This window comes from Geodermatophilaceae bacterium NBWT11 (genome assembly GCA_014218215.1).
Lineage (GTDB): Bacteria > Actinomycetota > Actinomycetes > Mycobacteriales > Geodermatophilaceae > Klenkia.
Genome location: CP043652.1, coordinates 4005705 through 4031092 on the forward strand (window position 1 = coordinate 4005705; position 25388 = coordinate 4031092).

Annotated in this window: 25 protein-coding genes; 9 read left to right on the plus strand and 16 right to left on the minus strand. The window is 75.3% G+C overall.

Annotation, left to right across the window (positions count from 1 at the left end; all coding sequences use genetic code 11):
• Nucleotides 1-157 precede the first annotated feature (157 nt).
• Nucleotides 158-1282: an MFS transporter gene (locus tag F1C76_19480; GenBank protein QNG39393.1), complete on the plus strand. Its 1125-nt coding sequence runs from the start codon at nucleotides 158-160 to the stop codon at nucleotides 1280-1282.
• Nucleotides 1283-1285: 3 nt separating this feature from the next.
• On the opposite strand, the gene F1C76_19485 is transcribed toward F1C76_19480, so the two are convergent.
• Together F1C76_19485 and malQ are read right to left on the minus strand one after the other, a co-directional pair.
• On the minus strand, nucleotides 1286-1612 hold the full coding sequence (locus tag F1C76_19485) for a hypothetical protein (protein QNG39394.1): 327 nt from the start codon (nucleotides 1610-1612) through the stop codon (nucleotides 1286-1288).
• A gap of 50 nt (nucleotides 1613-1662) precedes the next feature.
• On the minus strand, nucleotides 1663-3579 hold the full coding sequence (gene malQ / locus F1C76_19490) for a 4-alpha-glucanotransferase (protein QNG38450.1): 1917 nt from the start codon (nucleotides 3577-3579) through the stop codon (nucleotides 1663-1665).
• Between malQ and F1C76_19495 the strand changes: the two genes are divergently transcribed.
• Nucleotides 3578-4243, plus strand: coding sequence for an alpha/beta hydrolase (locus F1C76_19495; protein QNG38451.1), 666 nt, complete (start codon nucleotides 3578-3580; stop codon nucleotides 4241-4243). The two genes, malQ and F1C76_19495, sit on opposite strands and share 2 nt — an antisense overlap.
• 1 nt (nucleotide 4244) lies before the next feature.
• Here F1C76_19495 and F1C76_19500 read toward each other — a convergent pair whose 3' ends face one another.
• The 3 genes from F1C76_19500 to F1C76_19510 are packed head-to-tail and all read right to left on the minus strand — an operon-like array spanning nucleotide 4245 to nucleotide 8093.
• On the minus strand, nucleotides 4245-5084 hold the full coding sequence (locus F1C76_19500; GenBank protein ID QNG38452.1) for a CoA ester lyase: 840 nt from the start codon (nucleotides 5082-5084) through the stop codon (nucleotides 4245-4247).
• A gap of 31 nt (nucleotides 5085-5115) precedes the next feature.
• The gene (gene hrpB / locus F1C76_19505; protein ID QNG38453.1) at nucleotides 5116-7566 is read right to left on the minus strand and encodes an ATP-dependent helicase HrpB; all 2451 of its coding nucleotides are present in this window, start codon (nucleotides 7564-7566) and stop codon (nucleotides 5116-5118) included.
• Nucleotides 7567-7616: 50 nt separating this feature from the next.
• Complete coding sequence (locus F1C76_19510; protein ID QNG38454.1) at nucleotides 7617-8093, minus strand: hypothetical protein; 477 nt, start codon at nucleotides 8091-8093, stop codon at nucleotides 7617-7619.
• Nucleotides 8094-8177: 84 nt separating this feature from the next.
• On the opposite strand from F1C76_19510, the gene F1C76_19515 reads away from it, so the two are divergent.
• The 4 genes from F1C76_19515 (at nucleotide 8178) to F1C76_19530 (ending at nucleotide 12161) form a co-directional block, all read left to right on the plus strand.
• Nucleotides 8178-9227 carry a TIGR03885 family FMN-dependent LLM class oxidoreductase gene (locus F1C76_19515; GenBank protein ID QNG38455.1) on the plus strand — a complete coding sequence of 350 codons (1050 nt, stop codon included), beginning with the start codon at nucleotides 8178-8180 and terminating at the stop codon, nucleotides 9225-9227.
• Nucleotides 9224-10903, plus strand: a complete 1680-nt coding sequence (locus F1C76_19520; GenBank protein ID QNG38456.1) for a trehalose synthase — start codon at nucleotides 9224-9226, stop codon at nucleotides 10901-10903. Before F1C76_19515 ends, F1C76_19520 begins: the two co-directional genes overlap by 4 nt.
• A 109-nt stretch (nucleotides 10904-11012) precedes the next feature.
• Nucleotides 11013-11522 carry a hypothetical protein gene (locus tag F1C76_19525; protein QNG38457.1) on the plus strand — a complete coding sequence of 170 codons (510 nt, stop codon included), beginning with the start codon at nucleotides 11013-11015 and terminating at the stop codon, nucleotides 11520-11522.
• A gap of 75 nt (nucleotides 11523-11597) precedes the next feature.
• Entirely contained in the window at nucleotides 11598-12161 is a 564-nt protein-coding gene (locus F1C76_19530) for an isochorismatase family protein (protein QNG38458.1), read from the plus strand.
• Between the two features lie 2 nt (nucleotides 12162-12163).
• Here the strand turns inward: F1C76_19530 and F1C76_19535 are convergent, their stop codons facing one another.
• The 4 genes from F1C76_19535 to mmuM form a co-directional block, all read right to left on the minus strand.
• Nucleotides 12164-12925 carry a sulfite exporter TauE/SafE family protein gene (locus F1C76_19535; protein QNG38459.1) on the minus strand — a complete coding sequence of 254 codons (762 nt, stop codon included), beginning with the start codon at nucleotides 12923-12925 and terminating at the stop codon, nucleotides 12164-12166.
• Nucleotides 12922-13698: a sulfite exporter TauE/SafE family protein gene (locus F1C76_19540; protein ID QNG39395.1), complete on the minus strand. Its 777-nt coding sequence runs from the start codon at nucleotides 13696-13698 to the stop codon at nucleotides 12922-12924. The genes F1C76_19535 and F1C76_19540 overlap by 4 nt, the downstream gene beginning before the upstream one ends.
• A gap of 84 nt (nucleotides 13699-13782) precedes the next feature.
• Nucleotides 13783-16353, minus strand: a complete 2571-nt coding sequence (locus F1C76_19545; GenBank protein ID QNG38460.1) for a DUF3516 domain-containing protein — start codon at nucleotides 16351-16353, stop codon at nucleotides 13783-13785.
• Nucleotides 16354-16378: 25 nt separating this feature from the next.
• Nucleotides 16379-17275 carry a homocysteine S-methyltransferase gene (gene mmuM, locus F1C76_19550; GenBank protein ID QNG38461.1) on the minus strand — a complete coding sequence of 299 codons (897 nt, stop codon included), beginning with the start codon at nucleotides 17273-17275 and terminating at the stop codon, nucleotides 16379-16381.
• 6 nt (nucleotides 17276-17281) lie between these two features.
• Here mmuM and F1C76_19555 point away from each other — a divergent pair, with 6 nt between their 5' ends.
• Complete coding sequence (locus F1C76_19555; protein QNG38462.1) at nucleotides 17282-17728, plus strand: aminoacyl-tRNA hydrolase; 447 nt, start codon at nucleotides 17282-17284, stop codon at nucleotides 17726-17728.
• A 98-nt stretch (nucleotides 17729-17826) separates the two neighbouring features.
• Here the strand turns inward: F1C76_19555 and F1C76_19560 are convergent, their stop codons facing one another.
• Genes F1C76_19560 through F1C76_19590 form a run of 7 tightly spaced genes read right to left on the minus strand, consistent with a single transcriptional unit; the run spans nucleotide 17827 to nucleotide 23924 of the window.
• Nucleotides 17827-18432: a methyltransferase domain-containing protein gene (locus tag F1C76_19560; protein ID QNG38463.1), complete on the minus strand. Its 606-nt coding sequence runs from the start codon at nucleotides 18430-18432 to the stop codon at nucleotides 17827-17829.
• A 56-nt stretch (nucleotides 18433-18488) separates the two neighbouring features.
• The gene (locus F1C76_19565; protein ID QNG38464.1) at nucleotides 18489-19274 is read right to left on the minus strand and encodes a hypothetical protein; all 786 of its coding nucleotides are present in this window, start codon (nucleotides 19272-19274) and stop codon (nucleotides 18489-18491) included.
• Between the two features lie 41 nt (nucleotides 19275-19315).
• Complete coding sequence (locus F1C76_19570) at nucleotides 19316-20203, minus strand: uroporphyrinogen-III synthase (GenBank protein ID QNG39396.1); 888 nt, start codon at nucleotides 20201-20203, stop codon at nucleotides 19316-19318.
• Nucleotides 20149-21027 (minus strand): polysaccharide deacetylase family protein, encoded by an 879-nt coding sequence (locus F1C76_19575; GenBank protein QNG38465.1) that lies wholly within the window; start codon nucleotides 21025-21027, stop codon nucleotides 20149-20151. Before F1C76_19575 ends, F1C76_19570 begins: the two co-directional genes overlap by 55 nt.
• Nucleotides 21028-21047: 20 nt before the next feature.
• Entirely contained in the window at nucleotides 21048-22292 is a 1245-nt protein-coding gene (locus F1C76_19580) for a YeeE/YedE family protein (GenBank protein QNG38466.1), read from the minus strand.
• Nucleotides 22293-22308: 16 nt separating this feature from the next.
• Entirely contained in the window at nucleotides 22309-22899 is a 591-nt protein-coding gene (locus F1C76_19585; protein ID QNG39397.1) for an AAA family ATPase, read from the minus strand.
• A complete protein-coding gene (locus F1C76_19590) occupies nucleotides 22878-23924 on the minus strand; it encodes an MBL fold metallo-hydrolase (GenBank protein ID QNG39398.1) in 1047 nt (348 codons plus the stop codon). Before F1C76_19590 ends, F1C76_19585 begins: the two co-directional genes overlap by 22 nt.
• Nucleotides 23925-23960: 36 nt before the next feature.
• On the opposite strand from F1C76_19590, the gene F1C76_19595 reads away from it, so the two are divergent.
• Both F1C76_19595 and F1C76_19600 read left to right on the plus strand, forming a co-directional pair.
• The gene (locus F1C76_19595; protein ID QNG38467.1) at nucleotides 23961-24425 is read left to right on the plus strand and encodes a PH domain-containing protein; all 465 of its coding nucleotides are present in this window, start codon (nucleotides 23961-23963) and stop codon (nucleotides 24423-24425) included.
• Between the two features lie 280 nt (nucleotides 24426-24705).
• Entirely contained in the window at nucleotides 24706-25374 is a 669-nt protein-coding gene (locus tag F1C76_19600; GenBank protein QNG38468.1) for a translation initiation factor IF-3, read from the plus strand.
• The last annotated feature ends 14 nt before the right edge of the window (nucleotides 25375-25388 follow it).

The window sequence follows — 25388 nt, forward strand, 5'->3', positions numbered from 1 at the left end:
GACCCCGGCTGGCCCCGGGGCCGGTCGTTGACAGAAGGTGGGGCACGTGCCTGCGACCCCGTCGACCCCGCAGCTGCCGGACGGGCACCGGGCGGGGGACCGCGGGCTGCAGCGTGCGTCCCTGTCGGTGTTCCTCGCCGGCCTGGCCACCTTCGCGATGCTCTACGAGCCGCAGGCGCTGCTGCCCGAGCTGGCGCGCGCCTTCGACGTCAGTCCCGCCGGGTCGACGCTGTCGATCTCGGTGTCCACCGTGTCGCTCGCGGTGGGCCTGCTGGTGCTCGGGCCGGTGTCCGACCGGCGCGGCCGGACCGGGATCCTCCAGCTGAGCCTGGCCACCTCGGCGGTGCTGGCCGTGCTCATCGCGCTGACCCCCACCTGGGAGCTGCTGCTGGTGCTGCGCGGGTTCCAGGGGTTCGCCCTGGCCGGGCTCTCCTCGGTCGGGGTGGCCTACCTCCGGGAGGAGCTGCACCCCACGGTCAGCTCGCGGGCGATCGGGCTGTTCATCGCCGGCAACGCCATCGGCGGGCTGACCGGACGGCTGCTGGGCGGGTTCCTCACCGACCTCGGCGGCTGGCGGGTGGCGCTGGGCGGCGCGGCCGTGCTCGGGGTGGGGTGCGCGGTCGCCGTCCGCCTGCTGCTGCCCCCAGCGCGCCGCTTCGTGCCCGTCGACCGGCAGGGGTCGCTGCTGCGCTCGCTGGGCAGCGTGTTCACCGACCCGGCGCTGCTCATGCTCTACGCGGTCGCGGCGTTCCTGATGGCCGCGTTCGTCGCGGTCTACAACGCCGGCACCTTCCGGCTGGAGTCCCCGCCCTACGACCTGACGCCGTCGCTGGCCTCGCTGGTGTTCCTGGCCTACCTGCTGGGCTCGGCCAGCTCGCCCACCGCGGGGTGGCTGGCCGACCGGACCAGCCGGCGCCTCGTCGTCCCGGTGTCGGTGGTGGTGATGGGCGGCGGGCTGGCCCTGACCCTGCTGGAGCCGCTGTGGTGCTTCGTGCTCGGGCTGTGCGTGCTGACCGTGGGGTTCTTCTCCGCACACGCGGTGGGCAGCGCGTGGGTGGCCGCCCGGGCGTCCCTCGGTGGGCGGCCGGTCGGGCAGGCCGCCTCGCTGTACTCGTTCTGGTACTACGTGGGGTCCTCGGTCGGCGGCACGCTCGCCGGGCGGGCCTGGCAGGGCTCGGGCTGGACCGCGGTCGCCCTGCTGGCCGGCGGCTTCACCCTGGCCACCCTGCTGCTCACCCTGGCGCTGGGCCGCACCCGCTCGCTGGACCCGCTCTCCCGCTGAGCCTCAGCCCTGCTTGAGCTGCTCGGCGGACAGCCAGGCCTCCACGAGCACCGGCCCGTGCTCGCCGACCACCGCGTAGGCGACCCGGCCGTGCCAGCCGTCCTCGCGCTGGCGCCACTCGACCAGCAGGCCCGGCCAGATGCCCGGGGCGTCGGGTGGGTCGCGCACCCAGCAGTGCCGGCCGTGCCCGGCGCCGGCGGGCCGGCCGGGCAGCTGCTCGCGCACCGGACCGCCCAGCCCGCCGCGCAGCGTGGACGGTGCCGTCGAGGGCGGCACGCCCGAGCTCGCCGCCCGCTCGGCGAGCGAGGGCCCCCGTCGTCCCAGGTTCATCCCACCGGCCATGAGGACAGCATGGCACGTCCCTCGAACAGGTGTTCGAACTACAACGGTGGAATTCCCGTGCCCAGCGCGCGTGCCACGGAGCGCACCCCGCGGTGCCCGGCGAGCTCCTCGACCGGCACCGGGAGGGGCAGCCGCCAGTTCGGCCGCTCCATCGCACCGGGCACGTTCGGCCGCCGCTCGACGGCCAGCGCGTCGTCCAGGGTGGCCGACAGCAGGGTGCACGGGGCGGTCGCCAGCAGCCGGTGGGCGGCCTCCACGGCCCTGCCCGGGGTGGCCCGCTTCGCCGGCCCCTCGGCGTGGTCGGTGAGGTGCGCCAGCAGCTGCCTGCGGTCCTTCTCCAGCTGCTCCTCCTCGCCGGTGCCCAGCTCCACCTGCTCGCGCACGTCGGACCCGGTCCACAGCCCGGCCACGGTCGGCAGGTCGTGGGTGGTGATCGCCCCCATCGAGGCGGCCGGCCAGGAGCTCGGCGCGTCGTCCTCGAACCAGAGCAGCCGGTAGGAGAGCACCCCGTGCTCGGCCATGGCCTCCCGGACGCCGTCCTCGACGGTGCCCAGGTCCTCCCCGACGACGACGGCCTGCGCGCGGTGGCTCTCCAGCGCGACGATCCCCAGCATGTCCTCGGCCGGGTAGCGGACGTACGCCCCGGCGGTCGGGTCGTTGCCCGGCACCCACCACAGGCGGAACAGGCCCATCACGTGGTCGATCCGCAGCCCACCGGCGCCGGCCATGGTCGAGCGGATCGACTCGACGAACGGCTCGTAGTCCGCCGCCCGCAGCCGCCATGGCACCAGCGGCGGGGAGCCCCAGTCCTGCCCGGCGGCGTTGAACGCGTCCGGGGGAGCCCCGACGCTCACCCCGCCCTGGGCGAGCACGTCCTGCCAGGCCCACGCGTCCGCGCCGCCGCCGGAGACGCCGATCGGCAGGTCCTGGATGACGGTGAGGTCGCCGGTCGCCACGGACAGCTGGCCGTCGAGCAGCCACTGCAGCCAGGCGTGGAAGGCGACCTGCTGCTCGTGGTCGGCCACCCAGCGGCGGACGCCGTCCGAGCGGGGGTCCTGCAGCTCCGCTGGCCAGTCGGGCCAGTTCGCGCCGTGCGCGTCGGCGACCGCGGCCCAGGTGGCCCAGTCCTGCAGCGGCTGGCCCTGGTGCCACCACCAGTCCCGGAAGCCCTCGGCGCCCGCGTCGAAGGACCGCTCGAGCACCGCGCGCTTGAACGCCCAGACCGCATCCCGGTCGATCAGCTCGGCGCCGTTGAGCTCGGCGGCCCGGGCCCGGTCGGCGTCGGTGAGCTGCACCCCGGGGACGTCGTCCAGGCGCAGGTAGAGCGGGTTGCGGAAGCGGCGGGTGGCCGGCAGGTAGGGGCTGTCCTCCTGCTCGGGGCCCGGGCCCACCGCGTGCAGCGGGTTGACCAGCACGAACCCGGCGCCCTGGCTCTCGGCCAGCTCCCGGACCGTGCGCAGGTCGGCCAGGTCGCCGATGCCCGCCGAGCCGGTGCCCCGGGCGGCGTAGAGCTGCACGGCCCAGCCCCAGCTGCGGTCCTCGGGGAGCCAGCAGCGGCTCGGCGTCACCACGAGCAGCCGGTCCCGGCCGTCGGGCGTGCGGATCCGGTGGTAGCCCAGCGGGAAGTCCTCGGGCAGCTCGCCGTCGACGTCCCGGCTGGTGCCGTCCTCGAGGACCACGACGGCCTCGTCGACCTCCAGGGCGTCCCCGGGGCGGACGACGATCGGGGCGGTGTCCTCGAGGTCGGCCGGCGGTTCGCCGATCACCTCGCGCAGCAGGTCGATCGTGGCCTGCTCGACGGTGTGTTCGGTGTCGAGGGCGTCGAGCCAGGAGGCGTCGATGCCCCAGCGGTCGGTGACGGGCGGGGACGGGTCCTGGCTCACCGGTCCATCCTCGTCGCTGCCGGTCGCACCCGCCGGGCGGCGGCCCGCGCACCGGGGTGTGATGGTCGGCATGTCGTCCTGGCTGCTGTGCCACCCGCCCCTGCTCAGCGCTGCCGTCCTCGGGCCGTTGCGCGACGGGCTGCGCGCGCGGGGTCACGAGGTCGTCGTCCCCGACCTCCGGTCGGCGGTGGAGACGGCCGGGGAGTGGTGGGTGCGGTACGCCGAGCAGGCCGTCGCCGACGGCTTCGGGTCGGACCGCCCGGTCGACGTGGTGGTCGGGTACTCGGGGGCCGGCGTCGTCCTGCCCCGGGTCGCCGCGGCGGTGCGAGCCGCGCGGGTGGTGTGGGTGGACGCCGTCGTCCCGGCCCGCTCGGGGGTGACGCTGCCCTCGCCGGACCTGCGGGCGATGGTCCGGGGGATGGCCCGGGACGGTCTGCTCCCGCCCTGGCCGACGTGGTGGGGCCCCGACGCCCTGACCGAGCTCGTGCCCGACCCGGAGCTGCGGGCGCAGATCACCGCCGAGGCGCCGTCACTGCCGGTCGACCTGTACGACCAGGCGGTCCCGGTGCCGGACAGCTGGCCCGATGCCGACGTCACCTACGTGCACCTGTCGCCGGCCTACGACGCCGACGCCGAGGAGGCCCGCCGGCGGGGGTGGCGGGTGGTCGGTGACGGCGCCGGCATGCACACCGACGTCGCCACCGACCCCGCGGCCGTGCTGGAGCTGCTGGGCTGACTCAGGAGGGCTGGATGCCCAGCGCCGTCGCCAGCGTGGTGATCTTGCGTGCGCGACCGAGCCGGGGCAGGTCGCTGCCGTCCCGGATGACCTGGCCGCGGGCCTCGAAGTCGGCCAGGAAGTCTGTGGCCCAGGCGACGTCGGAGGGGGTGGGGCTGATGACCTCGTTGATCACCGGTAGCTGCTCGACGTCCAGGCAGAGCTTGCCGGTGAGGCCCAGGGAGACGGTGACGCCGGTGGCCTCGCGCAGCACGCCGTGGCTGGAGCCGACGGTCGGGCCGTCGATCGGGCCGGGCAGGCCGCCGATCCGGCTGCCCACGACCAGGCGGGAGCGCGGGTAGGCCATCGCCAGGTCGTCGGCGGCGGTGCCGGTGTCGCGGCGGTAGTCACCGGAGCCGAAGGCCAGCCGGAAGGCGCCGCGCGCCGAGGCGATCCGCACCGTCTCCTCGATGCCCAGGGCGGACTCCACGAGCGCCAGCACCCGGGTGGAGCCACCGAGCCGGTCGTAGGTCTCGGTGACGTGCTCGGCGGCCTCGGTCTTGGCGAGCATCACGCCGGCCAGGCCGGGCAGGCCGGCCAGGGCGGTGACGTCGTCGGCCCAGAACGGGGTGGAGTGGTCGTTGATCCGCACCCAGGCCTGGCGGTCGCGCTCGGTGGAGAGGTACTCCACGACCGAGGCGCGGGCCTGCGGCTTGGCCTTGGGGTCCACCGCGTCCTCGATGTCGAGGATCACCTGGTCGGCCCGGGAGGCCAGCGCCGCGTCGAACTCGGCGTGGTCGCGGGCGCCGTTGACCAGCAGCCAGGAGCGGGAGATGTCGGGGGCCACGTGTCGTCTCTGCACGCCGAGATCATGCTCGGCCCCCCGGTGTGACTCAGCTCCGGGGCTTGACCCGCCGGATCGGCAGCGCCCGGGCGGGGTCCTCGGGCCAGGGGTGCTTGGGGTAGCGGCCCTTGAGCTCGCTGCGCACGGTCGGGTAGCCCGTCTGCCAGAAGCCGGCCAGGTCGCCGGTGGTGGCCACCACCCGGCGGGCGGGGGAGAGCAGCTCCAGGCGCAGCGGCCGCCCGGCCACCGTCGGGGTCGTCTTCCAGCCGAAGGCCTCCTGCACCCGCATCGAGGCCGTCGGGCTCTCCGGGTTGGAGTAGTCGACCGTGTGCCCGCCGCCGCCGGGGACGGTCACCTTCTCCGGGACGGCGTCCTCCAGCGTGGCGGCCAGCTCCCACGGCACCAGCGCCCGCAGCGCGGCGAGGACATCGAGCCGGCGCAGGTCGTGCCGGTCGCGGGCGGCCCGCACCTGCGGGGTGGCCCCCAGGGCGTCGCTCAGCGTGCGGTCGTCGACGGCCGGCCACGGTTCGCCGAGCCCGGCGTGCGCGGCGGCCAACCGCTCGCGCAGCGATGTCGCAGCCGGGGTCCAGCGCAGCAGCGCCAGCCCCTCGGTGCGCAGGCCCTCGGCGACCGCGGCCGCGACCAGGTCGGGGTCGGGGTCGGGCAGCGGGCGCTGGGTGAGCACGATCGCGCCGAGCCGCTCGACCCGGGCGGCCCGCACGTCGCCGTCCCGCCAGACCACCTCGGGGCCGTCGGTGTGCGCGCCCACCTCGAGCGCGGTGTCCTGGTCGACGGCGACGGCCAGCCGGACCCGGGCGTCCCGGCGGCCCGGTGCGCGGTCGGCGGCGGCCACCGCGATCCACTCCGCTCCGCCCAGGGCGGTGCCCTGGGGCAGCTCCGCCCCGGTGCCGGCGGCGAGCAGGTAGGTGCGCTCGGTCTTCGGTCTGCGGCGGGCCAGCCACTCGGGGTGGGCCAACGCGGTGACCAGGCCGGCTGCGGCGTCGTCGGTCAGGTCGGTGCGGCCGACGTCGGGCACGGCGCGCTCCAGCCGGCGCACCTCCTCCCGCCACGGCCCGTGTCCTTGCCGGGCCTCACGCAGTGCCGCGACCAGGTCGTCCGAGCGCGGGCTGCCGTCGGCCGACAGCAGCGCGACCACCTCCGCGGCTCGGCGCCGGCCGACCAGCGGGGTGCCGTCGACCAGGGCGCGGGCCAGCCGCGGGTGCGCGCCGACCCCGGAGAGCTGGCGACCACGGTCGGTCACCCGGCCCTCGTCGTCGACCGCGCCGAGGGTGCGCAGCGTCTGCCCGGCCACGGCCATCGCGGCCTCCGGGGGCGGGTCGAGCAGTGCCAGCCCGACGCCGCCGGGGGCGCCCCAGGTCGCGAGCTCCAGGGCGACCGGGGTCAGGTCGGCGGTGGCCATCTCCGGCTCCGGGGCGGCCGGACGGCGACCGTGCTCGGCCTCCGACCACAGCCGGTACACCCGCCCCGGCCCCTCGCGCCCGGCCCGGCCGGCGCGCTGGGTGGCTGCGGCGACCGACGCGGGCACGGTGACCAGCGCGCCCAGACCGCGGGAGAGGTCGACCCGGGGGGTGCGGGCCAGTCCGGCGTCGACGACCACCCGGACGCCGGGGACGGTGAGGCTGGACTCGGCGACGTCGGTGGCCAGCACCACCCGGCGCCGCGGTCCGGGGGTCAGGGCGGCGTCCTGCTCGGCGCTGGGCAGCCGGCCGTGCAGCGGGCGGACGTCGACGTCCAGACCGCCGAGCCGGTTCTGCACCCCGCCGATCTCCGCGGCCCCGGGCAGGAAGACGAGCACGTCGCCGGTGGTCTCGGTCAGCGCCCGGCGGACGGTGTCGGCGACGGCGTCCAGCAGCCGCGGGTCGACCCGGGTGCCCAGCGGTGGCTGCACCGGAGGTCGCGGGGGACACCACACGGTCTCCACGTCGAACAGCGCCCCGGTGGCCTCGACGACGGGCGCGGCGCCCAGGAGCTCGCTCAGCCGCTGTGCCTGCGCGGTGGCCGACATGGCCAGCAGCCGGAGCTCCGGGCGCAGCGTCGCCCGCACGTCGAGGGCGAAGGCCAGCGCGAGGTCGGTGTCGGTCTGCCGCTCGTGCACCTCGTCCAGGACCACCGTGTCGACGCCGGCCAGCTCGGGGTCGGCCTGCAGCCGGCGGAGCAGCAGCCCCGTGGTCACCACCTCGATCCGGGTCGCCGCCGACCTCCTCGACTCCCCGCGCACGCTGAACCCGACCCGGTCGCCCACCCGCTCGCCGACCAGCGAGGCCATCCGGCGGGCCGCGGCGCGGGCGGCCACCCGGCGCGGCTCGGCGACCAGCACCGTGCCCGTCGCGGCCAGCTCGAGGGGGACCAGCGAGGTCTTCCCGGTGCCGGGCGGTGCGACCAGCACCGCGGTGCCGTGCCGGGTCAGGGCGTCGGTCAGCTCACCGAGCACCGCCCGCACCGGCAGGTCGGTGCCGGGGGTCCCGGGAGGTGGCAGCACGGGACCAGTCTCCCTGCGCCGGGCGTGCCCGTCGCCGGCGGACCCGGGGCTCAGGGGCCGGAACCCAGGACCTCCACCAGCCCACCGAGCACGCTGCCGCGCCCGGGGCGCAGCACGTGTCCCAGGAGCGCGCAGGCCAGCTCGTCGTCCGGGGTCAGCACCGTGCGCACCTCGATGCGGGGACCCGCGACCTCCCGCAGCGCGGTGGCGATCCAGGCGCCGTCCCGCAGCACCCGGGCCCGCCGGCTGCTGCGGTGCTGGAGGACGTAGGTCGACCCGGCCAGCGGCAGGATCCCGCGGGTCCGCGCCCGGCGGCCGCCCCACCAGCGGGTGCCGTTGGTCAGCGTCGTGGCCGAGCCGTCGGGGAGCAGCACCTGGAGCACCTGCCGGCCCCGCGGGGTGAGCCGCCGTGGGCCCGGTCCGGCCACCCGCGCCCGGGGGTGCCCGGTGGCGTCCACCACGTCCAGGTACGCCCGGTCGGGGGACGGTTCCACGCGCCAGCCGCGGACCAGCGGGAACGGGTGCACGACGGGGGATCCTGCCGTCGTGGGTCCTGGTTGACCAGTGCAACCCGGGATGCCCGGACCCCCGGGAGCCGATAGACAGCCCCCATGACCGTGATCGGCTTCCACGCCAGCCACGAGCAGATCCCACCGCGGGACCTGCTCGCCGCCGTCCAGCACGCCGAGCAGGTCGGCTTCACCGCCGCGATGTGCTCCGACCACTTCGAGCCGTGGAGCGTCCGCCAGGGCCAGTCCGGGTTCGCCTGGGCCTGGCTCGGGGCCGCGATGGCCACGACGTCGCTGCCCTTCGGTGCGGTGAACGCACCGGGGCAGCGGTACCACCCGGCCGTGATCGCCCAGGGCATCGCGACGCTGAACCAGATGTTCCCCGGCCGGTTCTGGATCGCCCTGGGCAGCGGCCAGCTGATGAACGAGCACATCACCGGCGGGAAGTGGCTGCGCAAGGAGCTGCGCGACGCCCGGCTGCGCGAGTGCGTCGACGTCATCCGCGCCCTGCTGGCCGGCGAGGAGGTCACCCACGACGGGCTGGTGACCGTCGACCGGGCCCGGCTGTGGACCCTGCCCGAGCAGCAGCCCGCCCTCATCGCCCCGGCCGTCACCCCGGAGACCGCGCGCCGCGGCGCCGACTGGGCCGACGGGCTGATCACCATCAACCAGCCGCACGACCGGCTGCGCGAGGTGCTCGCCGCCTACCGCGACGCCGGCGGCCACGGCCCGGCCACCCTGCAGCTGCACCTGTCCTGGGCGCCGGACGCCGACGAGGCGATGGAGACCGCCTACGACCAGTGGCGCTCCAACGTGCTGCCCCCGCCGCTGTGCTGGGAGCTCGAGGGCGCGAAGAGCTTCGACCAGGTCGCCGCGCTGGTCAGCCGCGAGGACGTCGCCCAGGCCGTGCGGGTGTCCGCCGACCTCGGCCAGCACGCGGCCTGGATCGCCGAGTACGCCGAGCTCGGGTTCGACCGGGTCGTGCTGCACCACGTGGGCCAGACCCAGACGGCGTTCCTGGACGCGTTCGGGGAGCACGTGCTGCCCCAGCTCGACGTCGAGGTGCCCGAGCCGACGCTGGCCATCGACCCGCCCGGGCCGCCCGGCATCCGTCGTCCCGAGCAGGAGCCCCAGCCGGCGGTGCTGGCGTGAGGATCACCGACACGGCCGACCTGTGGTGGAAGAACGCCGTCCTCTACTGCCTGGACGTCGAGACGTTCATGGACTGGAACGACGACGGGGTCGGGGACTTCACCGGCCTGGCGCAGCGGCTGGACCACCTGGTCGACCTCGGCGTCACCTGCCTGTGGCTGATGCCCTTCTACCCGACCGCCGAACGGGACGACGGGTACGACATCACCGACTTCTACGGCGTGGACCCCCGGCTGGGCAACCACGGCGACGTCGTGGAGGTCATCCGCACCGCCCACGACCGGGGCCTGCGGGTGATCGCCGACCTCGTGGTCAACCACACCTCCGACCAGCACCCCTGGTTCAAGGAGTCCCGGAGGTCCACCGACAACCCGTACCGCGACTGGTACGTCTGGCGCTCGGACACCCCGCCCGACACCAGCGACCAGGTCGTCTTCCCCGACCAGGAGGACTCGATCTGGGAGCTCGACGAGAAGACCGGGGAGTACTACCTCCACCAGTTCTACAAGACCCAGCCCGACCTGAACGTGACGAACCCGGTGGTCCGGGACGAGATCGCCAAGATCGTAGGGTTCTGGACCCAGCTGGGCCTGGACGGCTTCCGGATGGACGCCGTCCCCTTCCTCATCGACACCTCCGGCAACACCGAGGGCCAGGCCGAGACGCTGCCCGACCCGCACGCCTACCTGCGCGACATCCGGGCGTTCCTGGACCGGCGGACCAACGGCGGCATCCTGCTCGGCGAGGTCAACCTGCCCTTCGAGGAGCAGCTGGAGTTCTACGGCGGCACCGACGGCGACGAGCTGACCATGCAGTTCGACTTCATCGGCATGCAGGCCACCTACCTCTCCCTGGCCCGCGGTGACGCCGGCCCGCTGGTGACCGCCCTGCAGGGTCGCCCCGCCACGTCGCCGGACTCGCAGTGGGCCACGTTCGTGCGCAACCACGACGAGCTGACCCTGGACAAGCTGACCGAGGACGAGCGCCAGGAGGTCTTTGCCGCGTTCGGCCCCGACCCGGAGATGCAGGTCTACGACCGGGGCCTCATCCGGCGGCTGCCCCCGATGCTGGCCGGGGACCCCCGCCGGGTGCGGATGGTCTACAGCCTGCTGTTCTCCCTGCCCGGCACCCCCACGCTGTTCTACGGCGAGGAGATCGGCATGGGGGAGGAGCTGTCGGTGGGCAGCCGGCTGGCCGTCCGCACCCCGATGCAGTGGACGTCGGGCGTCAACGGCGGCTTCTCCCGGGCGAGGGCGTCGAAGCTGCCCGGTCCGGTGGTGACCGGCGGGTACGCACCGGAGTTCGTCAACGTGGCCGACCAGCGCAAGGACCCCGACTCGCTGCTGTCGTTCATGAAGCGGTTGATCGCCCGCCGGCGGGAGTGCCCCGAGCTCGGGTGGGGTGCCCTCGAGGTGCTCGAGCAGCCGCACGCCGCGGTGCTGGCGCACCGCTGCACCTGGGACGACGGGAGCCTGGTCGCGGTGCACAACCTGTCCGCCGAGCCGGTGCGGGTGCCGCTGGTGCTCACCGACTGCGCCGAGGGCCACCTGCTCGCCGACCTGCTGCAGGACGGTTCGACGCCGATCGACGACCGCGGTCGGGTCGAGCTGGCGCTGGAGGGCTACGGCCACCGGTGGCTGCGGGTGGTCGAGCCGGGCACCCGTCGGCTGCTCTGACCACCGCCGACCACAGCCGGGTCGAGGAGTCGACACGTCGACTCGTCGACCCGGCGGTCCCTCGTGCGCCCCGCCCACCCCCTACGGTCGTCCCTCGAGGTGATCACCGATGACCGATCGACCGACGGGTGTCCCCACCGCGCCGCCGTTCCCCGCCGAGCCCCCGGCCCCGCCGGCCGCGGTGGTCGCCGGCCTCTCCCGCGACGGTGACGTCTGGCCCGAGGTGCCCCACGAGGCGCCGGCGGACCCGGTCGACCCGCCTCCCCGACGGACTGCCGTCGCACCCCGGGCGGTGCGCACCCGGATGGGCCCCTGGGCCCCGGTCGCCGGCGCCGCCCTCGGCCTGGTCGTCGGCGTCCTGGTGGTCGTCCTCGCGCTGGCCCCGGTGGCCGACGGGTTCCCCGAGCGGCTGGCCGCGGTCTTCCTCTGCCTGGGCCTGGCCCTGCTGGGGGCCGGCGGGGTGCTGCTCGCCGACGAGGTGCGGGTCCGCCGCAGCACCGTGGGAGCGCAGTCGGTGTCGGAGGCGGCCGGCCTGCTCAACGGACTGACCCCGGCCCGGCTGCTGGTGGGTGCGGCCGGGTTCGTGCTGCTGCTGGCCGCCTACACCGTCCGGGGCTGACGCGGCCTGGGTGGAGTGACTCCACCGGACGTGGCAGCCTGGGCCGCTCGCCCCCCGCTCCCGGAGGTCCCACCCGTGCCCGTCGCCACGCTCGACCCCACCCGCAGCGCCCTGGTGCTGGTGGACCTGCAACGGGGTCTCGTGAGCCGGGACGTCGCCCCGCACCCGGCGGACACCGTGCTGGACAACGCCCTCGAGCTGGCCGAGGCGTTCCGGGCCGCGGGTGCCCCGGTGGTGCTGCTGCAGATGGAGCCGCCCGTCGGGGGCCTCCGGCAGCCCACCGACGTCGGCACCCGCTCCGACGGCCTGCAGCCCACGCTGGGGGAGGTCGTGGACGAGATCCGTCCGTTGGGCGACGTGGTGCTCACCAGGCACGGGTGGGGCGGCTTCCACGGCACCGCGCTGGACGCCGAGCTGCGCTCCCGCGGGGTGGACACCGTCGTCCTCGGCGGGCTGGCCACCAACCTCGGGGTGGAGTCCACCGCCCGGGCCGCGCACGAGCACGGGTACGCCGTGGTGCTGGTGGAGGACGCGATGAGCAGCATCGACGCCGTCATGCACGAGTTCGCCGTCGCCCGGGTGTTCCCGCTGCTGGGCCGGGTGACGACCACGGCGGCCGCCGTCGCCGCGCTGCGCTGAGCTCAGCCGAACGCGTCGAAGCCCAGCTTCAGCGCCAGGCCCAGACCGAGGACGGCGATCACCCGGCGCAGCCAGGTGCCGTCCACCCGACGCACCACCCGCGGCCCCAACCGCCCGCCCACGAAGAACCCGATGGCCAGGGGCAGCACCGCGGCCCAGGCGACATCGGCGAACAGCGCGAAGCCGACCGCGGCCACCAGGTTCGCCACGAACAGGAGCACGTTCTTGGCCGCGTTGCCGCGGGGCACGGTGGTGCCGGTGGTGAGCAGGAACATCGCCAGCATCAGGACACCGGCCGCAGCCCCGAAGTAGCCGCCGTAGATGGCGATCGCGTAGACGCCCAGGGCCAGGCCCCACTGCGACCGGGTGGAGTGCCGGGCCCCCTCGGCGGCCAGCTCCCGGGGCGGGCGCTGCACGAGGATCGCCACCGAGGCCCCGGCGATGAGGAAGGGCACGATCCGCTCGAAGCCCCCGGCCGGGGTGAGGAGCAGCAGCACGGTGCCGGTGATCCCGCCGAGCAGCGCGGCCCCGGACAGCGGGACGAGCCGGCGTGCCTGCCCGACGAGCTCGGGGCGGGAGGCGCTGATCGAGCCCACCCCGTTGAAGACCAGGGCGACGGTGTTGGTCACGTTCGCCGTCACCGGCGGCAGTCCGGAGGCCAGCAGCGCCGGGTAGCTGACCAGCGAGGCCAGCCCGGCGATCGACCCGGTCAGCCCGCCACCGACGCCGGCCAGGAGCAGCAGCGCCCACTCCCACCAGCTCACCGGGTCACCAGCACGACGATGGCGGTGATCCCGAGCGCGACGATCGCCGTCCGCAGCACCGGTGCCGGCAGCCGGCGCCCGAAGGTGGAGCCCAGGTACCCGCCGACCAGGGAGCCGCCGGCGACCAGTCCGGCGGCGACCCAGTCGATCCGGTCGGTGGCCACGACCACGTAGGTCAGCGCGGCGACCGCGTTGACCCCGAGGGTGAGCACGTTCTTGATCGCGTTCAGCTGCTGCAGGGAGTGCGGCAGCAGCAGGCCGAAGACGCCGATCTGCAGCACGCCCTGGCTGGCCGCGAAGTACCCGCCGTAGGTGCCGGTGGCGTACGCCCCGGCGAACAGCGCGGCGAGCCGGCCGCCCCGCACCCGCACGTCGGCCAGCGGGACGGCGCCGGCCCGCTCCCGGCGCCGGGCGAGCCACCGCTGCAGCAGCGGCTGGGTGGCGACCAGGACGACGGCGAGCGCGACCAGGCCGGGGACGACGGTCTCGAAGGCCGCGGCGGGCAGGTGCAGCAGCAGGAACGCCCCGGTCAGCGCGCCGAGCACCGAGGCGGGCAGCAGCGAGAGCACCAGCCGGCGCTGGCCGGCCAGCTCGCGCCGGTACCCGATCGCGCCGGTGAGGTTGCCCGGCACCAGCCCCAGGGAGTTCGACACCGTGGCGGTCACCGGCGGGAGACCGACGGCCAGCAGCACCGGGAAGGTGACCAGCGTCCCCGAGCCGACGACGGCGTTGATCGACCCCGCGGCCAGCCCGGCCAGGGCGACCGCGACCATCTCCCACACCGTCACGACGACATCGCCGGGACCCTCCCACAGCGGGCCCCTGTGACCGGGCACACGGTTGCGCCCGGCAACTCCTCAGTCCTTGCGGCCGGCTCCCACCAGGCGGATGACCGCCGAGCCCTCCTCGTCGGAGGCCTCCAGGTCGACCTCGACGTCGAAGCCCCAGTCGTGGTCCCCGGCCGGGTCGTCGACGATCTGGCGCACCCGCCACAGGCCGGGCTCGGCCTTGTCGACCACCAGCAGCGCCGGGCCGCGGGCGTCGGCGCCGGTCTGCACCTCCTCGTGCTCGGCGAAGTAGGCCTGCACCACGTCGCCCCAGGCCTCGGCGTCCCAGCCGGCGGCGGCGTCGAGCTGCCCCAGGTCGTACCAGCGGCGGCGGGCCCACAGCTCGACCCGGCGGAAGAGCTGGTTGCGCACCATCGCGGTGAACGCGCGCTCGTTGCCGGTGACCGGCCGCGGCCGGGCGGGGACGGCGACCGGCGCGTCCAGCGGGGCCGAGGGGTTGGTCAGCTCCTCCCACTCGTCCAGCAGCGAGGAGTCGACCTGCCGGACCAGCTCGCCGAGCCACTCGACGATGTCGGTGACCTCCTCGGTGCGGGCGTCGGCCGGCACCCCGGAACGGAGCGCCTTGAACGCGTCGGACAGGTAGCGCAGCACCGCCCCCTCCGAGCGCGTGAGCTGGTACTCGTTGACCAGCTCGCGGAAGGTGAACGCCTTCTCCCACATGTCCCGCACGACCGACTTGGGCGACAGCTGGGCGTCCGCGGCCCACGGGTTGCCCGCCCGGTAGGTCTCGAAGGCGTACTCCAGCAGCTCCTCCAGGGGCTTGGGGTACGCGATCTCCTCCAGGAGCTCCATCCGCTCCTCGTACTCGATGCCCTCGGCCTTCATCTGCGCCACGGCCGCGCCCTTGGCCTTGTTGAGCTGGGCGGCCAGGATCTGCCGCGGGTCGTCGAGGGTGGCCTCGATGACCGACACGACGTCCAGGGCGTAGGTGCTCGAGCCGGGGGACTCCGGCACCGAGGGCGACGGGGCGGCCGAGTCGGGGTCCAGCAGCCCGATCGCGGCCAGCGCGAACGTCGACAGCGGCTGGTTGAGCGCGAAGTCCGGCGGCAGGTCGACCGTGAGCCGGTAGCGCCGTCCGTCGGGCTCGGGGACGTCGAGGCGCTCGAGCACCCCGGCGGTCACCAGGCCGCGGGTGATGCCGATGGCCTCCCGGACCAGCCGCAGCTGGCGCTTGCGCGGCTCGTGGTTGTCGGTGAGCAGGTGCCGCATGGCCGCGAACGGGTCGCCGGGGCGGGCGACGACGTTGAGGATCATCCCGGTCGAGACCCTCAGGTGGCTGCTCAGCGGCTCGGGGTCGGCGGCGATCAGCCGCTGCTGGGTGGCCTCGCTCCACGGCACCATGCCCTCGGGCACCTTGCGGCGGACCAGCTTGCGGCGCTTCTTGGGGTCGTCGGCGACCTTGGCGAACTGCTTGAGGTTCTCCACCTCGTGCTCGGGTGCCTGGACGACGACGGTGCCCGCGGTGTCGTAGCCCGCGCGTCCGGCGCGGCCGGCGATCTGGTGGAACTCACGCGCGTTGAGCAGCCGGGTGCGCGTGCCGTCGTACTTGGAGAGCGCAGAGAACACCACGGTGCGGATCGGAACGTTGATGCCCACGCCCAGGGTGTCGGTGCCGCAGATGACCTTCAGCAGCCCGGCCTGGGCGAGCTGCTCGACCAGCCGGCGGTACTTGGGCAGCATCCCGGCGTGGTGCACGCCGATGCCGTGCCGCACGAGCCGGGACAGCGTCGTCCCGAAGGCGCTGGAGAACCGGAAGCCGCCGATCATGTCGGCGATCGCCTGCTTCTGCTCCTTGGTGGAGACGTTCACGCTCATCAGCGCCTGCGCGCGTTCCAGCGCCGAGGCCTGGGTGAAGTGCACGACGTAGACCGGGGCCTGCCGGGTGTCCAGCAGCTCCTGGATCGTCTCGTGCATCGGGGTGGTCGCGTAGTAGTGCGTCAGCGGCACGGGGCGCTCGGCGTTGGCCACCAGCGCGGTGTCCCGGCCGGTGCGGCGGGAGAGGTCGGCGCGCAGCTCGGTGGTGTCGCCCAGGGTCGCCGACATGAGCAGGAACTGGGCCTTCGGCAGCTCGATCAGCGGCACCTGCCAGGCCCAGCCGCGGTCGGTGTCGCCGTAGAAGTGGAACTCGTCCATCACGACCAGGCCGATGTCGGCCCCGGCGCCCTCGCGCAGCGCGATGTTGGCCAGCACCTCGGCGGTGCAGGCGATGATCGGCGCCGAGGCGTTGACCGAGGCGTCACCGGTGAGCATGCCGACGTTCTCCGCGCCGAACACCCCGCACAGGGCGAAGAACTTCTCGCTGACCAGCGCCTTGATCGGCGCGGTGTAGAACGACACCCGGTCCTGGGCCAGGGCGGCGAACAACGCGCCGGTGGCGACCAGCGACTTGCCCGACCCGGTCGGGGTGGCCAGCACGACGTTGGCCCCGCTGACCAGCTCGATCAGCGCCTCCTCCTGCGCCGGGTACAGCACGGTGCCCGTGTCGGCCGCCCAGCCGGCGAACCGCTCGAAGAGCGCGTCGGGGTCGTTGCCCTGGTCGAGCAGCGCGACGAGGTCGGGGGTGGTGTCGGAGAGGGTCATCGTGCTGTCCAGCGTCCCCTACGGCTCAGACCTTCCCGGCGACGGTGGCCGCGATCGCGGCCACGTCGTCCGGGCGCACCCGGCAGCAGCCCCCGACCAGCCGGGCTCCGGCCGACAGCCAGGCCGAGACGTCGCCGACCCCGGGGGTGCCGGTCCAGGCGCGGGCGTCGGCGTCCCAGGTCTCGCCGCTGTTGGGGTAGACCACCACCGGCTTGCCGCTGGACACCCTCGCCCACACCACGGCCGGGACGACGGCGGCCGGGTCGGTGCAGTTCACCCCGACGGCGACCACCTGGTCGATGCCGCGGGTCATGCCCAGGACGTCGGACAGCGGCTCGCCCCGGCGGGTGCGGGTGACCCCGTCCGGGCCGGTCACCGCCGACACGGAGACCCAGGCCGGGGCGTCGAGCGCGGTGACCTCGGCCAGCAGCGCCTCCACCTCGGCCGCGCCGGGCAGCGTCTCCAGCGCGAGGACGTCGACGCCGGCCTCGACCAGGGTGGCCAGCCGTGGGCGGTGGAAGGCCCGCAGCTCGTCGATGGACACGTCGTCCAGGTAGGCGCCGGTGTACTCCGACCCGTCGGCCAGGTACGCCCCGTACGGGCCGACCGACCCGGCCACCCACGACCCCGGGGCGCCCTCGCGGGCCAGCTGCACCGAGCGGGCGATCAGCCCCCGGGCGTCGTCGAACCCGGCGGCCTCGAAGCCGGGCACCGTCGCCTGGTAGCTGGCCGTGGTGGCCACCTGGGCGCCGGCGGCGGCGAACGCCGCGTGCGCGTCCCGGACCGCACCGGGGTCGTCGCGCAGCAACCGGGCCGACCACAGCGCGCTGGTCACGTCGTGCCCGCGGGCCTCCAGCTCGGTGGACAGCCCTCCGTCGAGGACGACGGGACCGGCGGCGAGGGCAGCTGCGAGGGTGGACACGGGAGGATGGTCCTCGTGCCCACCGACGACGCCTCCGGCGACCTCCCGGTCACCCCGCGCCTGACGGTGCCCGCGGCGATGCTCGGCTGGCGGTTCAGCCGCTCGAGCGGACCGGGTGGGCAGGGCGTGAACACCGCCGACAGCCGGGTCGAGCTGTCGGTCCGTCCCCTGGACATCCCCGGGCTCACCGAGCACCAGCTGGCCCGGCTCACCGAGCGGATCGGGGGCCGGCTGGTCGACGGCGTCCTGACGATCGCGGCGTCCGAGCACCGCCAGCAGCTGCGCAACCGGGAGGCCGCCCGCGCCCGGATGGCGATGGCCATCGGCCAGGCCCTGGCACCCCCCGCCCCGCCCCGCCGGAAGACCAAGCCCACCCGCGGGTCCAAGGAACGCCGGATCACCGCGAAGAAGCAGCGCGGCCAGCTGAAGAAGCAACGCGGCTCCCTCGACTGACCCCGCCCCCCGGGCGTCGATCAGCTCCGACGAGCACCGTGCGTCCTCAGCCACCGACGTCGGTGGAGGAGGACGCACGGAGGCGGCTGAGGACGGCGTCAGCGCAGCCGGCGGGCCCGGAGGACGACGTCGTGGGTGTGGTGCGCGCCGGCGCCGCCGGTGACGTGCCGGGGGCGTTCCTCGTGCACCTGCACCTCCCAGTCGGCGTCCAGAGTGGCGGCGACGTCGGCCGGGCTCACGTAGTCGGCGGGGTCGAAGCCGGCGGCGGCCGCCTCGGCGGTGTCGACGAGGGCGTGGTGCACCACCAGCAGCGTCCCGCCGGGCGCCACCGCCGTCCGCAGCGCTTGTTCGGCGTCGCGGCCCGGGGTGCTGCGCAGCGCCGGGTACTGGGCGCTGACCAGGTTGAACGACCCGGCCGGCAGGCCGGCGTCGAGCAGGCCGGTGGGCACCCAGGTCATCTCCACCCCGGCGTCGGCGGCGTGCCGGGCGGCCCGGTCCAGGGCGACCCGGGAGACGTCGAGCGCGGTGACCTGCCAGCCCTGCCCGGCCAGCCACACCGCGTCGGCGCCCTCGCCGCACCCCACGTCGAGGACCCGCCCCGGCGTCAGGCCGGCGACCTCGGCGACCAGGGTGCCGTTGGGCTGCCCGCTCCAGATCTGCTCGGGTCCGTAGCGGTCGTCCCACTCGATGGCATCGGTCGTCATGGCCCCAGCCTGCCCGGTCGGTGCGTCGCAGGAGAGGGTCCTTGCCAGATCGGCAATCAGCCCGGGACGAGGGCGGCCAGCGCCGCGTCGACCTCGTCGGCCCGGACGACGTCCAGGGCCAGCAGCCGGTGCACCAGCACCCCGCGCCGGGTGAGCCGCAGGTCGGCGGGGCGCAGCCGGGCCAGCGCGGCGCCACCGGGCCGGGGGACGGCGACCGGGGGGTCGAGCAGCCCGGTCTGCTGCAGCTCGGTGAGGTCCTCGACGGCGCCCCACGTCGTCCAGGCACGGGCATCGACGGGGACCGGGGTCAGCGGCAGCGGTGAGCGCTCCCGGCGGCCGACCGCGGCCAGCAGGACCAGCTGCCGCCAGGACAGCCGGGCCGTCGTCCGGAGCACCCGGTCGGCCAGCGCGGCGTCCACGTCGGGGGAGACGACCACCTCGGCCAGCAGGTAGCCCAGGTGCCGCACCCGGCGGTCGTCGGCCGAGCCGCGGGCGGCCCAGAGCACGCCCTCGCCGATCTCGCGGGCCGCGACCCGGCCACCGGCGCGCTCGGTGAAGAACCCGTCGGCGCGGACCCGGCGGTCCCGGCGGCTGAGCGTCACGCCGTGCTCGACGGCGAAGGCCAGGGCGGCGCCGGCCCGGGCCCGCTCGCGGCGGGGCAGCGCGGCGTCGGCGAGGTCGTCGGCGAGCTCGCGCAGGCAGCCGCCGAACCGGTCGTCGAGCTGGAGGGCGGCGTCGGCGGGGGAGTAGACGACGGTCGCGGCCGCCGCGGTCATCGACCCGGCGATGCCGAACCCGGACTCGATCAGCTGGCGCCCGGGCTCCGTCACAGGCGTGATCATCCTGGTCGGGCGGGTGATCCGCAGTGGCACGGTCGCCGACGTCATCCCCGCGGGGCAGGTCCCCGCTCGGGCAGCCGGGCCACGACCTCGCGGGCCAGGTCGGCCAGCCGGGCCCGGACGGGTTGCTGCGTGACCACCCCGAGGGCCTCGAGCGGGGCCGCGGTCACCGGACCCACGCACACTGCGAGCACCCCGGACCCGAAGCCGGCCAGCACCTCGTCCCGCACGCCCTCCTCGGCCGCCACCTGCAGCAGGCTGGCCGCCGCGGGCGCCGAGGTGAAGGTGACCGCGTCGAGCTCCCGGGCGGCGACGGCGTGCACCAGCGCACGCAGCGGCCCGGTGTCCTCCGGGAGCACCCACCGGTAGACCGGCACGGTGACCACCTCGGCACCGGCGCCGCGCAGGCCGTCGACCAGGTCGTGCAGCGGGTCCCCGTGCAGCTGCACGGCGATGCGGCGCCCGGCCAGCGGGCCCTCGGCGCCGGACAGCAGGTGCGAGAGCACCTCCGTCGAGCTCTCCGACTCCGGCGACCAGGCGTCGACGAGGCCGGCACCGCGGATCGCACCGCGGGCCTTCGGGCCGCGGGCCAGCACCCGGGCAGGGGTCAGGTGCTCGACGAGCGGGAGCTCCCACGCCGCCGCGGTCTCGACCCAGCCGCGGAAGCCGACGCCGGTGGTGGCCACCGCCAGGTCGACCGGCGCGGCGAGGACGGCCCGGGTGGCGGCGACCAGGTCGGTGTCGTCGGCCAGCGGCACGACCCGGATCGCCGGGGCGTGCACGACCCGGGCCCCCCGCCGCTCCAGGAGGGCCACGAGCTCGGCGGCGCGCCGCTCGGCGGTCACGGCCACCGTGTACCCGGACAGCGGCAGGTCGGTCACGGCGCCACCGTCGCGGCGTGCGCGGCGACGGCTCCGGCGGTGGTCAGCCAGACCTCGTCGCGACGGGCTGCGACGTGCGCCAGTGCCGTGCGCAGCGGCCGCAGCCGGTGCGGCTGGCCGACCACGTAGGGGTGCAGCGCGATGCCCATGACCAGCGGGGCGCTGCGGGACTGCTCGACCATCTCGTCGAAGGTGGCGACCACCATGTCGGCGAACTCCTGGCCGGACACCTGCCGGGACACGACGGCCGGGATGTCGTTGAGCTCCTGCGGGTAGGGCAGCGACAGGATGCGGCCGCCCCCGCGGGTGGCGAACCAGGTCGGCTGGTCGTCGTGCGCCCAGTCCAGCAGGTAGCCGTAGCCGGCCTCGGCCAGCAGGTCGGGGGTGTGGTGGCTCTGCGAGATCCAGGGTCCCAGCCACCCGGCCGGTGCCGTCCCCGTCGCCCCGGTCAGCTCCCGGGTCACCTCGGCGATCAGCGCCCGTTCGTCGTCCTCGGACAGGTCGGCCTGCCGCTCGGCGTTGGTGCGGCCGTGCCCGACCAGCTCGTCGCCGCGGGCCAGGTGTGCCTCGACCAGGCCCGGGCACTCGGCGAGCACCCGGCTGTTGGCGAGCACGCTGGCCGGCAGGCAGAGGGTGTCCAGGGTCTCCATCAGGCGCCACGCGCCGACCCGGTTGCCCCAGTCGCGCCAGGAGTAGTTGAGGACGTCGGGGTCGCCGCCGCCCGGGGCCAGTTCGGCGCCCCGGCCGCCGCCGAAGTCGAAGACCTCGAGGTTGACCGCGACGTAGACCGCCAGCCGCTTCCCGTCGGGCCAGTCGTAGACCGGGCGGTCGGGCAGCGCGCTGTAGGCGTACCGGCCGTGCTGGGGGAGGCTCACGCCCACGAGGATGCCGCTCCTCAGCAGACGCTGTCGCGCGGGGCGGGGACGCCGAGGCCGAAGACCCGGCGGGCCCGGATGCCGAGCCAGGTGCCGGCCAGCGCGGCGATGCCCCAGATCCAGCCGGACGCGCTGCCCGAGGCGATCCCGGCCAGGTAGGCGCCGATGTTGCAGCCGCTGGCCAGCCGGGCCCCGACGCCCATCAGGACCCCGCCGATCACCGCAGCTGCCGCGGTGCGGGCCGGGATGCCGCGGTGCAGCACCCAGGCGCCGCCGGCGGCCGAGGCGAGGGCCGCCCCGACCATGATGCCGATGTTGGTCAGCGAGACGGTGTCGGTGAGCACCGGGGCGGCGAGCTGGGCCGAGCGCGAGCCCGACCAGTACAGCCACTCCTCGGGGTGCAGGCCGACCAGCTGCAGCAGCTTGGAGCCCCACAGGGTGAACGCGCTGGTGATGCCCCAGGCGCCGCCGGAGACCAGCAGCACCCCGGCGCCGAGCACCGACAGCACCAGCGCGCCGACCCACAGCGGCCAGGAGCCGCGCAGCACCCGGGCCACGCCCCGCGCCGAGGGCGGGGGCTCGGTGGGCGGGGGCACCCGGCGGCGCTGCACCGCGGCCGAGACGAACCACACGACGGCCAGCAGCGCGATGGTCACCGCCCACGAGCCGGCCCAGCCGACGTGGTCGGACAGCAGGAACGCGGGGAAGGCGGGGAGGTCGTCGACCAGCGGGAACGCCCACGCGTAGAGCACCGTGCCGGCGATGAACCCGCCCAGGGTCAGCAGGATCGAGGACTGGCCCGAGCCGACGGCGAACAGCGTGCCCGAGGCGCACGCCCCGCCCAGCTGCATGCCGACCCCGAACAGCACCGCCCCGGCCACCAGCCCGACGCCCAGCGACCCGGCCGAGGGGCCCGGCGTCGTCCCGAACAGGCCCGTGCCGGTGCCCAGCACCAGCGCGAAGAGCGTCGCCGTCGTGCCCAGCAGGAGCGTGTGGGCCCGCAACCCGCTGCCGTTGCCCACCGCGACCAGCTGTCGCCAGGCGGAGGTGAACCCGAACCGGCTGTGGAACAGCGCCGCCCCCAGGCCGAGGCCCAGGCCGAGCAGCACCGCCTGCTGCGCCCCGTGCCGGACGGCGACGAACGCGACCAGTCCGGCGGCGAGGACGGCGGCCACGCCCAGCGGCACCCAGCGGACACCCGGCGCGGGCGCCGGCGGCGGGGTGGGGGAGGACGTGGGCGGTCGGAGCAGTGCGGTGGTGGCCACGTCGGGCCACGGTAGGTCAGAGCACCGCGAAGGCCGCCGGCCCCGGGTCCTCGCCGGGGTCGCCGTCCACGAGCACGTCGGCCCGGGCGCGGGTGTCCTCGCGGGCGAAGACGACCGCCTCGGCGCGCGCCCACTCGGGCTGGAACGCCGTCATCGCGGCACCCCCACGCTCGGCCCAGCGCCGCGCGCACACCTTCGGCGGGGCCTGCACCCAGACCCGCACGGTGACCAGGTGGTCGATCGCCCGGGCGGCCGCGCCGCAGCCCTCCACCACCAGGTGTGCTCGCGCCGGCACCGTCGTGGGCACCGTGAAGGCGCCGGCGTGCCAGTCGTAGGCGGCGAAGACGGCGTCCTGGCCGGCCGCCACCGGCGCCAGCACCTGATCGGTGAGGCGCCCGGTGACCCCGTCCAGCGTCCAGCCGGCGTAGAGGTCGTCCAGGTGCACCACGGGCGCGGCCAGCTCTGCGGCCAGCCGGTCGGCGAACGTCGTCTTGCCCGACCCGGCGGGGCCGTCGACGCAGACCAGCCGGGTGTCGCCCAGCAGTGGGGGAGCGGCCCGCACCCGGTCGGCGAGGTCGGCGAACCTCACGGCGCGACGGCGGTCCAGGTCTGCACCGCGTCGCCTGTGCCGACGACGTCCCCGCGGCTGGCCAGCAGCCGGACGTGCGCGTCGGTCTCGGTCACCGCGAACACCCGCATGCTGCGTTCGTAGGACGACCAGGGCCGCGACCAGGTCAGGTGGGCCGCCAGCTCCCAAGGGGTGCTGCCCGGGTGCGCCCGGACGGCGGCCAGGAGCTCGGCCAGCCGGGTCTCGTGGTGGGCCTGCAGCTCGGCGGCCCGGGCGGCGAGGCCGGTGAAGCGCCACTCGTGGGCGGGGAGGACCTCGGTGGGCTCGGGCCGGTCCCCGACGGCGGCCAGCGAGGACAGGTAGTCCCGCAGCGGGTCGGGCGCGCCGCCGGACTCGGTGGAGATGTTGGGGCTGATGCGCGGGAGCACGTGGTCCCCGGACAGGAACAGGCCGGTGCGCTCCTCGGCGAAACAGAGGTGCCCGGCCGTGTGGCCCGGGGTGTGCACCGCGCGCAGCGACCAGCCGGGGAACGCGGCCAGGTCGCCGTCGACCAGCTCGCGGTCGGGGACGGCCATCTGGGTGAACCGGGTCCAGCGCTCGGGGTCGCCGACGTCGGCTGCGGCGGTCGCGGGGTCGGCGCCCAGCCCGACCATGAACGCCACGTTGCGCTCCACCGCCTGGTCGCCGGAGCGCTGCGACCACTGCCGGACGACGTCGCCGTCGGCGGGGTGCATGGCGATCCACGCGCCGCTGGCCTCCCGCACCCGCGCGGCCAGGCCCAGGTGGTCGTAGTGCATGTGGGTGACCAGCACCCCGGCCACGTCGCCGACGTCGGCGCCGATGCCGGCCAGCCCGCCGGTCAGGGCCTCCCAGCCGGCGTCGGACTCCCAGCCGCAGTCGACCAGCCCGATCCCGCCGCCCTCGAGGGCGAAGGCGTAGACCGACACGTAGCGCAGCGGGTTGTGCGGGATGGGGACCGGGATCGACCAGAGGTCCGGGCGCAGCTGCTCGACCGCGGGGAGTTCGCGCGCCTGCCACGCGGCGTGCTGGATGCTCCCGGTGATCTCGCTGCTGGTCGACACCCCTGGGACAGTAGGGGGGTGACCACTCCAGCGACGCCGCCCACCGTCGAGGCCACCCCGCTCCGGATGAGGATCTGGTTCGCGATCAGTGCGGCCCTGGTCGTCGGGGTGATGGTCGCCGTGTCGGTGCTGCTCAAGACCTCGACCACCGGTGTGGTGGCGTTCCGGACGTCGGACCAGGTGGCCACCATGGGCATCGGGCTCCTGCTGGGCGGGGCGATCCTCTACTGCGCCCGGCCGCGGATGACCGCCGACGCCGACGCGGTGACCGTGCGGAACATCGTGGGCACCCACGTGGTGCCCTGGGAGCACGTCCGGGCGGTGCGGTTCGACGAGCACTCGCCCTGGGCCAGCCTGCTGCTCAGCGACGACGACGAGATGTCGGTGCTGGCCGTGCAGGCCGCCGACGGCGAGCGTGCGGTGCGCGCGGTGGAGGGCATGCGCGCCCTGCTGGCCGCCAGCCGGGTGGACGGGGTAGTCTGAACGACGCCTCACCCCGCTACATGAGGCGCACCACCGCGACGACCCCGCCCCGGGCCGTCGCACCAAGAGGAGCCCGCTCCCACCTGGCGCCGTCACAGGCACCCAGGTCACCCGGAAGACCGGGGCCGATCCGTCGGTCCTGGCTCGCCCCACCCCTCACCGGGTCGAGGGCGTGACCGGACGAGTGGGCCCCGTCGGCACAGCCGACGGGGCCACCACTCGTTGCCGGACTGCCGGGCCGGGACGCTGACTCCTCACCGCAGAACGCAGAGGAGAGGCCATCACCGAGCCCCGCATCAACGACCGCATCCGTGTCCCCGAGGTCCGCCTCGTCGGACCCGAGGGCGAGCAGGTCGGCATCGTGCCGATCGGCGAGGCCCTGCGCCTGGCCCAGGACTCCGAGCTCGACCTCGTCGAGGTCGCTCCCATGGCCCGGCCGCCCGTCGTCAAGCTGATGGACTACGGCAAGTACAAGTACGAGGCCGCTCAGAAGGAGCGCGAGGCCCGGCGCAACCAGACGCAGACCGTCATCAAGGAGATGCGTCTGCGCCTGAAGATCGACCCGCACGACTACGAGACCAAGAAGGGCCACGTCGTCCGCTTCCTCAAGGGTGGCGACAAGGTCAAGATCACGGTCATGTTCCGTGGTCGTGAGCAGTCGCGGCCCGAGATGGGCTACCGACTGCTGCAGCGGCTGGCCGGCGACGTCACCGAACTGGGCGTCGTGGAGTCCAACCCCAAGCAGGACGGCCGCAACATGGTCATGGTCATCGCCCCGCACCGGAACCAGGCGGCGCAGCAGGCCCAGATCGTGGAGCGCAAGAAGGCCAAGGCCGCGGAGAACGAGGCCGGGTCCGAGGCCGCCCCCGAGCAGGAGATGCGGCCCCTGGCCCCCCAGGCGCCGCCGAAGCCGGCGCCGATCGAGCCCGCCGAGGCCGACCAGGCCTGAGCCGGCCCCACACA